Raw genomic sequence first — 16,526 nt, forward strand, 5'->3', positions numbered from 1 at the left:
CCCCTCTTATATATTGCTGCTGAGCTGTGAACTGGCAATTTCACGATATATTTCGTTGCTCTGCATCAGTTCCTCATGTGTCCCGCGGCCGACAATCTCACCTTCATCAAGTACAATAATCTGATTGGCATCCATAATCGTTCCGACACGCTGCGCGACAATAAGAACCGTACTTTGGCCGGTGACCTCTTTTAAACGAGCCCGCAGCTGTGCATCCGTTTTGTAATCCAAGGCTGAAAAAGAGTCATCAAAAATATAAATTTCCGGCTCTTTAACAACTGCCCGGGCAATGGATAGACGCTGTTTCTGTCCGCCGGACAGATTGCTTCCGGCCTCTGCCAGATGAGCTGCAAATCTTTCTTCACGGCTTTCGATAAATTCTTTGGCCTGAGCAATGTCTGCCGCATTATCCAGCTCTTCTAATGTAGCGCTCTCCTTGCCATATTTCAGATTTTCTTCAATTGTTCCGGTAAATAAAAGTGCTCTTTGCGGAATAAAGCCGATTTTTTTCCGCAAAGCTTTCAGGTTATAATCACGGACATCGGCACCATCCACTAAGATTTTCCCCAGAGTTACATCATAGAAACGCGGAATCAAATTAACCAAAGATGATTTACCGGAACCTGTGCTTCCGATAAAAGCTACTGTTTCTCCCGGTTTAGCCTTAAAACTGATATTGTGCAATACTGGGCTTTCCGTCTCACCGGGGTAAGAGAAGGTCACATTCTGAAATTCCAGATAACCCTTTGTCTGTGTCTCTGTAATGCCGTTTTCATTGGGATCAATGGAGATAGGGAGATTCATTACTTCCTGAATACGCTTGCTTGAAACTGACATCCGCGGATACATAGTAAATAAATTGGCAAACATCAAAAAGGAGAAGAGAGCGTGGAAACTGTATTCAATAAAGGCAACCAAATCACCGATTTTCAAATCACCCTGAGCTAGAGGGGCAAGGGCAAACCAGACAATAACAACAATCATGGCAATAATTATCTGAACAAATAAAGGCTCTGTTAAACCAGTCAATTTGAATAGCCGGCTGGAAATAGTTTCATACTGCTCATTTTTCGAAGCAAAGCGCTTCTCTTGAAAGTCCTCACGCGCAAAAGCCCGAATAACACGCAGGCCGGTCAGATTTTCTCGAACGTATTGATTGATCTTATCTAATGTTTTTTGCTGTCTTTCAGAAAGCGGCCGTGTCTTGACGGCAACATAGACAACGACCCAAATCAAAAACGGAACTGCTACCGCGACAATCCAAGCCAGAGAAGGGCTGGTGATTAAAATCATAACAACACTTGAAATCATCATCAAAGGTGTCATTATGCCCATACGCAAGGACATTTCCGCAAACTGCATCAAAACAAAGGCATCACTGGTCATACGGGTAACTAAAGAAGAAACACCGATTTTTTCATACTCATGATGCGAGTACTTCTGCAGCTTGTCATACATATCATTGCGCATATCTCGAATCATTGTTGTCGTCAGACGCCCTGCCGAGTAAGCGACCGTAATCCGTCCGATGACCCCTAAGAGCACAATAATAAACATAACCCCTGCCCAAAAATAAATAGCAGAGCGATTGCCAACAGTAATCCCTTGATTAATCATCTGAGCCAAAGCTGTCGGCAGTCCCAGGTTGACCACAACAAACAAAAAAGCTCCAGTAATATCCGAAATCAACCATTTCGGATAATGTTTCAAATAAGACCAAATATAATTCATCTACTCCTCACTTCTCTCACCAAGATACAAAGGCCGTTAAAAGAGCAAAGCAAAAATAGGAGCCTGACCGCTGAGTCACTAAAGACTCAAGGGAGGGCTATCTTTTTTGCACAGCTCTTAGGCCGTGTTCAATTCACCAAGATACAAAGGCCGTTTAAAAATCCGTATGAAAATAGGGGATGGCAAGTGATGCTGGCATCACGCTGACAGCCATCTTTTTCACTAGGATTTTAGGCCGTGTTCAGTTCCACCAAGATACAAAGGCCGTATAAAAATCCGTATGAAAATGACGGTAAGTCCGAAATCTTTGTTTTCACAGGCGCACCTCTTCTAAAACAAGGCCAATCAGCTGTGTTTCGGCACTAAAAAAGCCTTCTGCTTTCTCTTGTAATGCAATGTTAACTTAACTGTTTATAAATCTTTTATCATCCAAATGTCCATAGCTGAATGTCCGTTTTCATGCAGCAGAGGGCTGTCCAGCTGTCTAAAACCGTAATGGTTATAAATGTTGACAGCTTGTGATAACAGAGTTGTGGTTTCAAGATAAAGCTGCTGAAATCCTCTTGCTTTGGCTGCAGCCAGAATCTTGTTCATGAGTAAGGAAGCATACCCTTTCCCACGGCAGTCTTTGCGAACATAGAGTTTCTGCAGTTCAGCAATTGTTAAAGAAATCGGAGCAAAGCCTCCGGAGGCTGCAATACTCCCATTTTCATCAACAACAAAATAAGCACTCCTGTTCTCTTTAGCGTAATATGCTGACAGGTCCTCTAATTGCGGGTCATAATAGGCTGTTCCTTCTTTATCTAAGGAAAATTCCGCCAAAGTCTTTCTGATCAGAGAGGCAACCGCTCGGTTATCTCTCTGCTGAATCTCTCTAAGAACCATCTTTTCTCCATTTATAGCATTATTTTTCATTTTGTTTATCGCTAAGGTAGTCATAGCGCTCATATTTTTGCAGTAATTCAGCATTTTTCTCATCAAGCTGATTTTGCAGCTCAGCCAGCTTCTCATAATCACTGGCATTATCCTGCATAAGCGCTGTAATGTCTTCAATTGCTGACTCGAGCTGCTCAATATCGGCTTCAATCCTGTTCCATTCCTGCTGTTCAAAATAGGACAGCCGCGTTTTTCTCGGCTTGTCTTTGACTGAGGCCAGAGGTGCTTCAGCAGCTGATGGTTCAAAATGACTGGATTTTTCTCTATTTTTTTCGGCCAGATAATCGCTGTAATTCCCCAAAAACTGGCTTATCTGTCCGTTTTCAAAAGCAAGAATTTTATTGCAGACCCTATCCAGAAAATAGCGGTCATGGCTGACTGCAATGACAGGGCCGGAAAAATCCTCTAAAAATTTTTCTAGTACGGTCAAAGTCTCAATGTCTAAATCATTAGTCGGTTCATCGAGCAATAAAAGATTAGGTTTTTCAAGCAAAATCTGTAAGAGATAGAGCCGCTTCTTCTCACCTCCGGACAGCTTAGAAATGAGTTTGCCATGACTCTCAGGCGGAAAGAGAAACTGTTCCAAAAGCTCTGTTACACTTATCAGGCCGCTGCTGGTTCTGACCGCTTCAGCCTTTTCCTGCAGATAAGCAATAAGGCGCTTATTCTCATCCATGCCTCTAATCTGCTGGGAAAAATAACCTACGCGGACGGTCTCACCAATATCTATGCTTCCCCCGCTCGGGGCTAAATCACCGCTTATCATATTGAGAAGGCTGGTCTTACCGACACCATTTGGGCCGACAATACCGATACGATCCTTATTTTGCAGCAGCAAACTAAAATTGCAAAACAGATAATCCGTATCATATTTCAGATCAACTTCTGTAAACTCCAGCACTTTTTTCCCTATTCTGCTGGCTTCAAAATGAAATTCAAGCTGTTTTTGCGGCTGTGACTGAGCCAGTTCTTTTTCCAAAGCACCGAAGCGTTTTATTCTGGCTTCCTGCTTGGTAGATCGGGCCTGAGGCTGCGTGCGCATCCAGCTTAATTCCTGTTTGTAGAGTTGCTTTTGCTTATGGAGATAGGCCGCCTGACGCTCATCTTTTTCGGCTTTTAAACGCAGATAGTCCTGATAATTTCCTTGATATTCTGTCAGTTCAGCATGAGCTAATTCAAAAATACGTGTAGATAAACTATCTAAAAAATAGCGATCATGTGTCACAAACATCAAAGTCTTTTTGCGGCTTTTCAAAAAATCAGCCAGCCAAGCGATGGTTTCAATATCCAGATGATTGGTCGGCTCATCCAATAAAAACAAGTCAGCATCAGCTAAAAGGACCTGAGCAAGCTGAACTCGGCGCCGCATTCCTCCGGATAAGGTCTTTACCTTTTGTGTCAGATTATGGATACCTAACCGTGACAGCACTGCCTTGACTTCACTTTCAACTGTCCAGGCAGACAAGGCATCCATTTCCGCCATAAGGCGCTCAAGGCGCTGCGGATCAGCTTTGGTATAGTCAGACATGAGCAGTTCATACTCTCGAATCAAAGCTATTTCGGGCAAATCATCAGATAAAACCGTTTCTAAAACGGTTTTATCCTCGGCAAAATCTGCTTCCTGCGTCAGATAAGCAATTTGATAATCCTTCTTTCTGGAGAAAGGAGAGCGGTCACCGGAAAAACCAAGTCTGCCTGAAAGCACGTCTAAAAGAGTGGTTTTGCCGCTTCCATTCACACCGATGATGCCGATGCGGTCCAAATCATGAATAATAAAAGATATATTTTTAAAAACGGTTTGATCGCCAACCGATTGGGTTAAATTTTCGACTAAAAAATCATTCATCATACTCTCCCTTATGCAAGAATAAAAGGGAGTCCCAATTCCCTTTGCTGTTTATTTTGAGCTGCAAAACAGAGTTCTTTCTCTGCAGCGTACTGCCAGTTTCTGACTGACTAAACTGGCTCTATCGTATATCAGGATAATGAGCAGCTATATACGAAAAGATGGCTGATTTTGTATTGTCAAGCTGACCAGCAACAACTGCTCCTTCAATATTGTCAAGGATAAGCCCTAAAGCCGGACCCGGTTTAAGCCCCAGTTCTTTTATCAGTATTTTGCCATTGACGGCTATTTCTCTTTTGCTATAGATCGGAAGTTCTTGATAAAGTTCTTCAATCTGCGCAAAAGACACGGACAGACCTTGTGCTTCTCTCAGGCCTTCAGCAATGAGCAAGAGATTTCTGCCGTAGTCATAAACCATTTTTTTATCCAGCTGCTCCTGATTTCTTAAATTATAAATGGCTGTCAACTTAAGCACCGTTTTTTGAAACTGGTTCGATACTTTCCACAGGCGCAGAAACTGCCGACTGTCAGCCGGTTTAATCATCAAAATAAGAAAAGCCCAAGCTTGTTCACTGCTGGCAAACACAAAGGAATCCGACAGCTCCTCCCTCAGCCTAAGCAGTTCTTTTTCTTTCCCCTGCAAACCAGGTAAATAGGTGAAGGCCTCCGAATCAATCAAGGCCTTAAGTCCCTGCTTCCAGTAAGGAGATAAAAAGAGCTTGTCACATTCTACAAATAAACGTTCGACAGAAATATTAGCCAAAAGCGGTGCACAAGCTGTCATTGCAGTAAAAGTTGCTGGTTCAAGCTGAAAGTTAAGACTGGCAGCAAAACGAAAGCCCCGCATAATCCGCAGTGCATCTTCGCTGAACCGCTCAGACGGCTCTCCGACAGCTCTCAATATGCCATGTTTTAAATCAGACAGACCAGCAAAATGATCAATAACCTCACCCTCTTCATCAAGAGCCAAAGCATTGATTGTAAAATCACGCCGACGTAAATCCTCTGTCAGAGAGCGGACAAAAGAAACACTGCTCGGCCTCCTGTAATCAACATAGGCCTCCTCAGTCCTAAAGGTTGTCACCTCATATTCAGCCCCTCTGTGCAGAACCAGAACTGTTCCATGTTCAATACCGATATCAGCTGTTCGAGGAAAAAGCTGTTTCATTTCCTGCGGATAAGCGTCAGTTGCAATGTCCACATCATGGATCGGCCGGCCCAGCAGAGCATCGCGGACACTGCCGCCGACAAAATAAGCCTGATGGCCGGCCTTTTTTATTTTATTCAAGATTGGTAAAGCCTCCTGAAATTCAGAAGGCAGAGCATTTAATTTCATAATAAGTGTTCCAAACCATAAACCAGCCGGTCACGTTTTACAACCTCTTTGATCCCTAAACTAACACCGGACATAAAAGAACTTCGATCGTAAGAATCATGCCGCAAAGTCAGACCCTCGCCTGCTGCACCAAAGATAACCTCCTGATGTGCCACTAGCCCCGGCAGCCGAACACTGTGAATCCGAAAGCCGGAAAATTCAGCTCCTCTGGCGCCTGCTAAAGTCTCGCTTTCATCTGCTGCCCCCTGCTGTTTAGGCTGACGGACCTGACGGATTAACTCAGCTGTTTTAACGGCTGTTCCGCTTGGCGCGTCTTTTTTCTTATCATGGTGCAGCTCAATAATTTCCAAATCAGGAAAATATTTTGAAGCTTTAGCAGCAAATTCCATCAGTAAAATGGCTCCGATTGCAAAATTAGGAGCAATCAGACCGCCAATTTCTTTTCGAGCAGACAAATCCTGCAAGTCCTTGATTTGCTCCTGCGTAAAACCTGTTGTTCCAACGACAGGGGCAAAACCATTCTCTAAGGCAAAGCGCGTATTATCATAAGCTACCTGCGGTGTAGTGAAATCCACCCAAACATCCGCAGCCAGCCCCTGCAAATCCTCTTTATTTGTAAAAACAGGGATACCGTCATATTCTTTTTCCTTTGCAAAAGGATCAAGCAAGGCAGCCAGCCGAAGTTCCGAATCCCCTTTAACCATTTCAAGGGCAGTTGACCCCATCTTCCCTTTAAAACCAGCAATAATAACACTAATCATCAGATAACCTCCTTATAAAACCGGGGTAAACCCAAGGGCAATTGCTCCAGATCCCAGATGTGTCGCAATAACACCGTCAAAAGAAATGATTTCAACCTTCCCGCTGTAGCCGGAGTCCGCCAGAAGCTGCCGGCAGTCCTTTGCTTTTGCCTCTGCCTTAGCGTGAATAACAAAGGTTTTATAGTTTCCCTGTGCTGTCAATTCATGCAGCAAGTCCACCAAACGTCTGACAGCTTTCTTTTCTGTCCGAATTTTCTCATAAACGACAATAACACCGTCAGTATTAAAATGAAGAATAGGCTTAATGTTTAGCAGATTTCCCAGAACTGCTGATCCGTTGGACAAACGGCCTCCTTTAACCAGATGGTTTAAATCATCTACCATGATAAAGGCTCTGGTTCCGTCAATCTGGAGCTGCAGTTTCTCTAAAATCTGCGAAAAAGTTAGACCATGCTTTTGCCAGTAAAAAATATTTTCCACCATACTGCCCAAAGGACCGGAAGTTATTTTACTGTCCGGAAAGGCGATGGTCAAATTAGGGTATTCTTCAATAAGGAACTGAATATTCTGCCAAAAACCTGAAATCCCGCCAGCCAAAAAAAGCCCGATGACATGAGTATAATCTTCACTGGCTAAATGTGTCAGCAGTTCATCTAATTCGGCCAGGCTGGGCTGGCTGGTTTGAGGAAGCTGACTGGAGGCTGCCATCTTATCGTAAAATTCAGCAAGTGTCAGATTTTGCCCTTCAATATAGGTAACACCATCTATTGTAATGGGGATATTTAAAATATAAAGATTTTCCCATTCCTCAGGCGCCTTCGATAAAACCGCTGTCGAATCGGTAATAACTGCTAACTTCATTAATTTTTGAACTCCAATTTAACTCCGGGCTGGTCAAAAGCAATTTCAGTCACTTCGTAAGTCAGGCGCTGAACCATATCCAACAAAGGCGCTGCCAAACCTTCCACCTCAGGCTGACTAAACTCACTGGGTTCATTAACAATTCGGCCTTTGATGTGATTCATTTGGGAAATAACACCATTAATAACAAAATCATCCCGAACAACCATGAATTGCAAAACAGCAACCACTGTCGTTTCCTTTTGCTTTTCATCTTTCTTCACCAGCTGAAAAGTCACTTCAAAATTCGTTTTAGGAGTGCCATTATCCTTTTCCCATTCTAAGTTACGGGCATTATAATGGTATTGATTGACAAACTCTTTTTCACGTACGACTTTCATACTTCTCTCCTAAATCAGCAATAATATTTATTATAGCACAAAAAACAGTCCAGTTAAAGGTCTTTAGCTTCTGACATTCGGACTAAATGAACAGATATATACGGGGTTCTGACGGTAACTGAGACCTTCTTTAAAAATACTAAGACTTTAAGAACATAAAGGCATTTCTTGCAGGCCGAACTGAACTTGAGATTGGCAGCCGCTCAGAGTTTCCGGCTTCTTTTTCAGAAAACCTATTGCCGGGAACGGCTGCTAAAAAAGGGGGCTGCAGGATTTGGTCTTAGACAAAGAAGACCTCTAATTAAGCTACAAAAAACTTTTCCTTGTCAGCCTTTAATCAGGCATGTCAGGAAAAGCTTTTTGTCTTAACTGTTTTTTACTTTTTTATCGGTCTTTTTGTCATACCATCTGAGAACTAAAATCGAAGAAATGGACAATGCAGAAATAGCCAAGCCGGCATACAGGCCAGGCGGTCTGAAAGTCATTGTTATGCTGTGCTTACCGCTGCTGATCGGAAAGGCGATTAAACTTTCCCAGGCTTCCTGAGTGTCAACCGCTTTGCCATCCACCTGAACATGCCAGCCTTCGCTGTAAGGGATTGTTGTCATCATCATGTCACTGTCATCTGTGATGTTAACACTGCCTTCAATTTTAGTATTGCTCCATTTATCTACTGTCATACTTTGCTTCTGACGTTCTGCCATCACATTTTTTATGGCCTCTTTATTAGCACGGACTAATTGTGCACCAGTCATATTAACCGAGTCAGCAGTAAACTGAAACTCCAAAACTGTTTCCTGTCCTTCTGTATCATCTGTCAGCTGCCATAGCTGCCTCTGATCAAAGCTTTTCTGGTTATTGTACCATTTGCCGTTCAGTAAGACCGAAAGCTCCTTATTGGCATCTGTCACTCCAAAGGGAGTAAAGAAATAGTAAGTATAATTGCTTTTTGGAATCAGCTTATAGCGGATAATTCCCGGTTTACTGCGGTCGAGACGGTTGTAAACGGTTTGTCCGCTGTCGTCTGTGACGGCTTGCATATTATCCGTTTCAATGGTCGCAAAGTCAAAGGATTCAAAATAATTTTCCTTGGTGCCTGCCATCTGCTGCAGTAAAAAATTTTGATTGGCGGCAGCATTATTCAGGCCAAATGTAATCCCTGTTGTAGCCTTATTCGTGCCAAAAGCAAGAGAGAGGACATTGGGATTTTCATAGACTAAATAGCGGTCATCTTCATAAACCAGATTGGTATAAGACAAAGACAAATCTTTTCTTTCTGTCAATCTCGAATAATACCAGCGGCGGGGATATTTCAGCACATCGTCATTAGTGTAGTCTTTCACGTCAATATAATAACGGACCCCATATAAAGCATCTGTTAAGGCAGTGCCGTTTAAATACATTGTCGAAGCGTTGACACCGCTGTCTCCCAAATAAGAAAACAGCTTTTGAGTTGATGTCTCAATAGTGGAACTGAAGGTGCTCAGCCCCGGATAAGAAACAAAGGTCGGTACCGTCCGTGAATAAGCAAAGGTTGATCCGATACGGTAAAAACCTGCTTCAGATTCCGCCTGAACCGTATCTGTTACTTTGCCCACTGAAAGAACAGCATCGGTAAATTTATAAGCATCAGCATATCCCAAGGTGGATTGGGAAAGGTAAGCATTCCAGCCTAATTCAAAAACCGTCACTGCTGTCAAAAGGAGAAAAAGTGTTTTTTCTAGTCGGAAATAGATAAGCAGCAGAACCAAAAGCCAGATAGCCGCAGTCACAGTCAGTTGCGTTAACAGATAACCCTTGGCTAATAAAAAGATGACTAAAGGCAGCAAAAGCAGGGGAACTGCTGCAGCAAGGTACTGCTTATGTTTGGCGCCGCGAAAGTAAGTCCAAAAACAATAAGCCGGACTAACAGAAATCAAACCCAGCAGGACTGTAACCAGCTCCCGGTAAGTTTGGAAAAAGGAGGTAACCAGTTCGGGCTGTGATTTGGCAATATAGGTAAAATCCTTGCTGCTGACATAGTAAACGGTGCCTGTGATCAAAACCAAGCCTAAAATAAGAGGCTTAACCGATAAGGGTTTGTGATCTTTAAAAAACTGATAGGCCAGAAGGACCATAAAGAATGAAAACAGCCAGGAAAACCGAAAGAAGAAACCTGCCGGATTTTGTCCCATATGCCACAATTTACTGGCAAATTCATTGATAAAGGAAAGAAAGAAAACCAGAGAGACCAGTCCTGCCGATAATTTACGGCAGAGGCTGGTTTTAGCATAAGCAAAATAGAGCAGAAAGCCGACTAAGGCCAGACCGCCGACATAAATATTAGGAAGGCTGGGACCGCTCGGCCAGGAGTTATTGTCAAAACTGCCGATAATCAGCTTGGACAGAATATCCAAAGGATTGATTTGCAAAGACCAGCTGAAGTTAAGAGCACTGCCAACCTGTCCTTTGCTGGAAGCTAAGTTAAGGTAAAGCGGGTAAAGCAGAGCAAAAACAGACGTAATAGCTAGCACTGAAGCACCGACAACCTTAAATAAAGGGGAAAAGAAAGCTTGAATCTTTTCCTTTAAAGGAGCCTTTCCGCCCAAGTTAGGTGAAACATAATAGCAGGCATAAAGAGCAATAAAGATGCAAATCATCACACCAAAATAAAACTGAAAGAGCATAGCTAAGGCCAAAGTCAAAATATAGGGATAGATTTTCCCGCCGTCCAGCGTCTCTTCCAAGTATATAATAATCAGCGGCAGCATCCACATGGCATCGTAGAAGATCACATTCATCTGGTAGGAAACCAGCATACCGGATAAGGTGTAGGCCAAAGCCATCAGCGGTACCAGCCAGACTTTTCCGGACAGGCCTTGATAGCGTCTGATCAGCAAATGAGCAAAAGTCAGACCGATAAGGCCATAACGCAGCCAAATGGTTAAAAAAACAGCTAAAGGAAAGTACTGAATCGGGGTTAAAATGTAGATGATATTAAAAGGACTTAAGAGATAGTAGCCCACCACCCCAATCATCTCTCCGCCTATCGATTTGGTGAAAGAATAAAAGAAACCCGACCAGTCTCCTGACAGCAGCGTATTTTTCAAATAAGCAAAGAAACTGATATACTGCTGACCAAAATCTACTGCCATCAAACTGCTGCTACCAAAAGGATACATCGCCATTATCCGCCAGACAATCAGCATGACTGCCATTGGCAAAAAAGCGCTGCAGAGATAGATCAGAAGTTTTTTATGCTCTGTGTAAAAAGCTGACCGCTTCTCTGAATCCATCCAGATTTTTATTTTTCTGTTTGCCATTATCCTACTCCGTCTTTTTTGGCCGCTTCAATATTTGATTCACTGATAATAAAATGCGGCCGTCTTTTTACTTCATAATAGATTTTTCCAATATATTCACCCAGCACTCCAAGAGAAATCAGCTGCACGCCGCTGAACAAAATAATCGCAGCAATGGTGGTAAAGTAACCACTGACTGAGTTGCCTGGATTTATCAGATAAGCGATAAACTCTTTAAAAAGATATAGTACCGCTAGACCGATGCTGATAAAACCAAACTGAATACAAATCCTTAAGGGCTTGTCATTGAAGGAAATCAACCCCTGAACTGCATAGTTCATTGACTTTTTAAAACTGAACTTGCTCTCCCCTGCTTCTCTGATATGGTTCTTATAAGGGATAACTTTTTCTTTAAAACCGATCCATTCATACAATCCCTTATTGAAGCGATTATACTCAGGCATAGCTAAAAAGGTATTGACAGCGCGCCGGCTCAGTAATTTGAGTTCTGATTTACCGTCTGTCAGCTTAACATCCATAGCATAGTTGGCAAAAGCATAGAAAGCACGCGCAAAAAAAGTACTGAATTTTGACTCACCTGTCCGGTCACGCTGACCGCTGACAACCTCAAAACCGTCTTTATAGGCCTGAAGAAATTCGGGAATCAGGCTGGGCGGGTGCTGCAAATCACCGTCCATAACCATAACAGCGTCTCCGGTTGAATACTTGAAACCAGCTAAGATACCGCCTTCACGACCAAAATTGCGGCTGAAGCTGATATACTTGACATGGCTGTCATCAGCTGCAATAGCTTTCATCAGACTGTAGGTCCGATCTGTGCTGCCATCATCAACATACAGCAGCTCATAATCATCAATCTCATGGCCCAAAAGGCGTTCAAGCTGAGCAGCCATAGCCAAATGGGTCTTTTCAATCATTGTTTCCTCATTTAAAAAAGTAATCAGCAAAGAGAGTTTCATTCAATCACCTGACATGCATTTATTTTTTCTCATAATAATACCTCATTTTATCATAAATGACTAGGATTATCAATTTGATTAAAAAATAGAACAATTTTATTTTTATATGACATAAGGGCTCCGTCAGCCTGCTTTAGCCGCTAAAGAAGAGCAAAAAATGGTATAATGGTTAAAAAGAAATAAGGAAAACACATGGATTACAAAGAAACCCTGACTTGGATTCATTCCTATAAAGCTAAGGGCCGCAGACCTAAACAAGCGCGTATGCTGGCTCTTCTGGAAAAATTGGATAATCCTCAGCAAAAAATAACTGCTCTGCATATTGTCGGAACAAATGGCAAGGGCTCAACAGTCAGCCTCTTGCAGCATATCCTGACTGCTTCAGGCTATACAACCGGCACCTTTACCTCCCCTTTTATAACACGTTTCAATGAACGCATTGCTGTGAACCAGCAGCCCATCTCAGACAAGGAATTATGCCGAACTGCCGCACTTATCCGCCCTCTTGTAGAGGATGAACAGCTCCTGTCCAAGTGGGGGCGACCCACAGAATTTGAACTTGTTACCCTATTGATGTTTACCTACTTCACCCGCATTAAGCCAGTTGACATAGCACTTATTGAAGCAGGGGTGGGCGGAACATATGACGCCACTAACGTTTTTACTCCACTTGCTGTTATTTGTCCCTCAATTAGCTATGACCATCAAGAAACCTTAGGAACCTCTCTCAGCCAGATTGCCAGCCATAAGGTCGGAGTTCTTTCAGAAAGCGTCCCGATCATCTTCGGCCAATTTCAGCAGGAAGCCCGTCTTGCTTTTTATCAGAGAGCAGCTTTGTTTAGCGCTCCAACTTATGAATTGGGAAAGGATTTCTTTTATACAGAAAAAAATGGCAGCCTATCCTTTTGCAGAGATGGTTTCTGCCTTTCTGACATTCAGCTCCAGCTATTGGGGGAGCATCAAAAAAGCAATGCTTCTTTGGCTGTTATGGCTGCTCTTCTCCTTTCTAAAAAACGAAAGAGCATCACAGCTGAAAGTATCAAAACAGGCCTCCAAAAAGCAACCTGGCCGGGGCGGGCAGAATTGATAAGTCCTCATATCCTGCTTGACGGCGCCCATAATGAAGAAGCAATGCAAAGCCTTACTGCCCTTTTGGAAAAACATTTCGCTGATAAAAAGATTCATATCCTTTTTGCTGGTCTGGAGCGCAAACCTATTCAAAAAATGTTAGCCTGCCTTGCTCCCTATGACCTAACAGTAACCAGCTTTGACTTCCCCGGGGCAGAAGATCTGGAAAACTACCCCTGCCATTTTAAAAAGGTTGAGGACTGGCACTTATGGCTGCAAATGATTCCTGAACAGACCGACAATCTTTATGTGGTTACAGGTTCTCTTTATTTTATTTCAGAAGTCCGTCGGTATTTGCTTGCCTCCACAGATTCCCACTCAATTTAATGTGACCGACCCCTTAAGCTGGGCAAAAATGCAAAAACTCTGGGACTTATCGTCCCAGAGTTTTAGACTGACTGATTAGATAACATTAGAGATAAATCTTTTTTTATAACAATTAGCGCATTGTGACAAATTCTTCTGCCCCGGTCGGATGGATAGCTACAGTATTATCAAAGTCAGCCTTTCTGGCCCCCATTTTAAGGGCTACAGCAAAACCTTGAATCATCTCATCCACACCATAGCCGATACCATGAAGGCCGACAATCTTTTCATCTGCCCCCTGGCAAACCAGCTTCATCTTGCATCGTTCCCGATGGCTGGTAATAGCGGTATACATTGAAACAAAACTGGAAGTGTAGGTTTTAATATTATCCTTACCGAATTGAGCAACAGCCGCTTCTTCACTTAGGCCGACTGAGCCCATCGGAGGGTGGCTGAAAATGACAGTTGGAACATTGGTATAATCCAGTTTTTCACCAGGTTTATTGTTAAAAAGACGCTCTGACAAACGACGTCCTGCTGCTACTGCAACCGGTGTCAGCTCTAATTTGCCATTGACATCGCCTAATGCATAGATGCCCTCAACACTGGTATTTTCATAAGCATCTGTCGCAATAAAACCATGGTCATTAAGCTCAACTCCGGTAACTTCCAGATTAAAACCAGTCACATTTGCCTGACGGCCGATAGCCCAAATCAGTGTATCCACCTCATATGTTTGACCGTTTTCCAAGAACAAGGTCAGGCTGCCATCAGCAATTTTGATAACCTCCTTAGGAATCGAAAAAGGATGAAACTCCAGCCCTGTCTCTGTCATTTCTTCTACAAGAACATCGACAATTTCTCGGTCAAACTTCCGTAAAGGACGGTCCTTACGGACAAAAAGATGGGTCTGGCTGCCCAGCGCATGAAGAACCCCGGCCAACTCAACAGCAATATACCCAGCTCCGACAATTGCCGTCCGTTTAGGAATGGCTTCCAGTTCAAAAAAGCCGTCTGAAGTAATACCATATTGGCTGCCCGGAATATCGGGGATAAGAGCATGCCCGCCTGTAGCAATTAAAATATGCGGAGCGGTATAGCTTTCGCCCCCGGCAGTAACAGTATGACTGTCGACAAAAGTAGCATACTCATATAACCGTTCTACGCCCGTCTGATCAAATCCCCGCTCATATGAGCTATGAATCCGATCAATATAGGCCTGACGATTTTTCTTGAGAGTTGCGAAATCAAAGGAGGTGTCTGACAAAGAAAAACCATAATCTGCCGCATAATGGTGAAGAGTTTCAGCAACTTGTGCCCCATACCACATTACCTTTTTAGGAACACAGCCACGATTCACACATGTCCCCCCGATATCTTTAGCCTCAATTAACAGCACCTTAGCTCCATGCATAGCAGCACGATTAGCCGAAGCAATCCCACCACTGCCGCCGCCAATGACAATATAATCATATGCTTTTACCATTACACACTCCTCTAAAAACAAGATGCAAAGCCCGTCTAAAAATCCGTATGAAAATAGGGGATGGCAAGTGATGCTGGACGCTGACATCCATCTTTTTCACTAGGATTTTAGGGCGTGTTCAATTAATAAGATACAAAGGCCGTTTAAAGCTCACAGCAAAAAATAGGAGCCTGACCGCTGAGTCATTAATGATTCAAGGGAGGGCTGTCTTTTTTGCACAGAGCTTAGGGCGTGTTCAATTAACAAGATACAAAGGCCGTTAAAAACGCAAAAGGAAAATGACGGTAAGCCAGAAATCTTCGATTTCGTCGGCGCACCTCTGCCAGAACGACTAGAAGGGTGCGGTCGGCTGTCAAGACGACAAAGCTTTCAGACGTTTACGGCTAGCTAACTTGAAATCAATTCTAAACTTAGCCACATCTTTTTCCCGCAGCGTTTAGGGCATGTTCAGTTCAATCAAGATACAAAGGCCGTATAAAGCTCACAGCAAAAATGACGGTAAGTCCGAAATCTTTGATTTCGCAGACGCACCCCTGCCAGAACGACTAGAAAGGTGCGGTCGACTGTTAAGGCGACAAAGCTTTCAGACGTTTACGGCTGACGGTAAGTCCGAAATCTTTGATTTCGTCGGCGCACCTCTGCCAGAACGACTAGAAAGGTGCGGTCGACTGTTAAGGCGACAAAGCTTTCAGACGTTTACGGCTGACGGTAAGCCAGAAATCTTCGATTTCGTCGGCGCACCTCTGCCAAGACGACTAGAAGGGGCGGCAGGCTGTTAAGACAACAAAAACTTGAGACGTCTAGATCCGCCATATTTGAAAACCGAACAAGCTTAACCTGCTTACTGTGATAATTTCACTTTAGCATAAAAAGGCATTTAAAACAAAAATCTGCTACGCTTTTCTTATAAGCAAGAAAAGCTCTTCCCCAGTTAGTCTGCTGATTTTTTAATAAGGATTCGAATCGACCTGTATCTGAATAAAATAAGAGGCTGGAACAAAAGTCCTGCCTCGTTTCACTTTTTTAGACCTATGCGTTTGACGCAGTGATTGATTAGAAAGGGTGGGGCAGCAAAATCGAAACTGACATTTTATGACAATCTACCGATTTTTGTCCCGCTCGCTTATTAATACTTTTGCCTTTGAGGTCAATTTTACTGAAGGTCCCGCAAAGGCGCATAAACAATTTTTTCAATGTCAGCAATATAAACAGACAAACGCTGCTGCTGTTCAAGATAAGCCTTCAAAACAGGATTTTCTTCGATTTTTTGCCCCAAGGCAGTTAATTCCTCCTGTTCCTCTTGAGAAGGCGCTTGCCCTGACTGCATCATAGTCTGAAGCTTTTTCTGAGCTTGTAAAAATTGCTCCCAAAGTTCCTTAGCCTCGCTGTCAGCCTCAACAGCTGACTTAGCAGCAACTGCCGCCTGATACTCAGGAAGCACCCGAATAGCTCTTTCTAACTCATTTGCAATATCATAAACATTTGCCATTACTG

Annotated in this window: 12 protein-coding genes; 1 reads left to right on the forward strand and 11 read right to left on the reverse strand. The window is 43.2% G+C overall.

Annotated elements, in window-relative coordinates:
* Positions 1–6 precede the first annotated feature (6 nt).
* The 9 genes from AB3329_RS03050 to pgfS all read right to left on the reverse strand — a co-directional run bounded on the left by AB3329_RS03050 (position 7) and on the right by pgfS (position 12,112).
* Positions 7–1,731: an ABC transporter ATP-binding protein gene (locus tag AB3329_RS03050; protein WP_368394276.1), complete on the reverse strand. Its 1,725-nt coding sequence runs from the start codon at positions 1,729–1,731 to the stop codon at positions 7–9.
* 411 nt (positions 1,732–2,142) lie between these two features.
* Positions 2,143–2,616 carry a GNAT family N-acetyltransferase gene (locus AB3329_RS03055; RefSeq protein WP_368394277.1) on the reverse strand — a complete coding sequence of 158 codons (474 nt, stop codon included), beginning with the start codon at positions 2,614–2,616 and terminating at the stop codon, positions 2,143–2,145.
* Positions 2,617–2,635: 19 nt separating this feature from the next.
* Complete coding sequence (locus tag AB3329_RS03060) at positions 2,636–4,513, reverse strand: ABC-F family ATP-binding cassette domain-containing protein (RefSeq protein ID WP_368394377.1); 1,878 nt, start codon at positions 4,511–4,513, stop codon at positions 2,636–2,638.
* 121 nt (positions 4,514–4,634) lie between these two features.
* The gene (locus AB3329_RS03065) at positions 4,635–5,849 is read right to left on the reverse strand and encodes a CCA tRNA nucleotidyltransferase (RefSeq protein WP_368394278.1); all 1,215 of its coding nucleotides are present in this window, start codon (positions 5,847–5,849) and stop codon (positions 4,635–4,637) included.
* A complete protein-coding gene (gene dapB / locus AB3329_RS03070; protein WP_368394378.1) occupies positions 5,846–6,613 on the reverse strand; it encodes a 4-hydroxy-tetrahydrodipicolinate reductase in 768 nt (255 codons plus the stop codon). Before dapB ends, AB3329_RS03065 begins: the two co-directional genes overlap by 4 nt.
* Positions 6,614–6,622: 9 nt before the next feature.
* The gene (locus AB3329_RS03075) at positions 6,623–7,471 is read right to left on the reverse strand and encodes a DegV family protein (protein WP_368394279.1); all 849 of its coding nucleotides are present in this window, start codon (positions 7,469–7,471) and stop codon (positions 6,623–6,625) included.
* On the reverse strand, positions 7,471–7,851 hold the full coding sequence (locus tag AB3329_RS03080) for a DUF1149 family protein (protein ID WP_368394280.1): 381 nt from the start codon (positions 7,849–7,851) through the stop codon (positions 7,471–7,473). The genes AB3329_RS03075 and AB3329_RS03080 overlap by 1 nt, the downstream gene beginning before the upstream one ends.
* Before the next feature lie 365 nt (positions 7,852–8,216).
* Entirely contained in the window at positions 8,217–11,153 is a 2,937-nt protein-coding gene (gene pgfM1 / locus AB3329_RS03085) for a glycosyltransferase PgfM1 (RefSeq protein WP_368394281.1), read from the reverse strand.
* Positions 11,153–12,112 (reverse strand): glycosyltransferase PgfS, encoded by a 960-nt coding sequence (pgfS, locus tag AB3329_RS03090; RefSeq protein ID WP_368394282.1) that lies wholly within the window; start codon positions 12,110–12,112, stop codon positions 11,153–11,155. Before pgfS ends, pgfM1 begins: the two co-directional genes overlap by 1 nt.
* A 192-nt stretch (positions 12,113–12,304) precedes the next feature.
* On the opposite strand from pgfS, the gene AB3329_RS03095 reads away from it, so the two are divergent.
* Positions 12,305–13,567, forward strand: coding sequence for a bifunctional folylpolyglutamate synthase/dihydrofolate synthase (locus AB3329_RS03095; RefSeq protein WP_368394283.1), 1,263 nt, complete (start codon positions 12,305–12,307; stop codon positions 13,565–13,567).
* A 112-nt stretch (positions 13,568–13,679) separates the two neighbouring features.
* Here the strand turns inward: AB3329_RS03095 and gorA are convergent, their stop codons facing one another.
* A complete protein-coding gene (gorA, locus tag AB3329_RS03100; protein ID WP_368394285.1) occupies positions 13,680–15,032 on the reverse strand; it encodes a glutathione-disulfide reductase in 1,353 nt (450 codons plus the stop codon).
* 1,153 nt (positions 15,033–16,185) lie between these two features.
* Positions 16,186–16,521, reverse strand: a complete 336-nt coding sequence (locus AB3329_RS03105) for a YlbF/YmcA family competence regulator (RefSeq protein WP_368394286.1) — start codon at positions 16,519–16,521, stop codon at positions 16,186–16,188.
* Positions 16,522–16,526: the final 5 nt, after the last annotated feature.

The organism is Streptococcus huangxiaojuni, assembly GCF_040930515.1.
Lineage (GTDB): Bacteria > Bacillota > Bacilli > Lactobacillales > Streptococcaceae > Streptococcus > Streptococcus huangxiaojuni.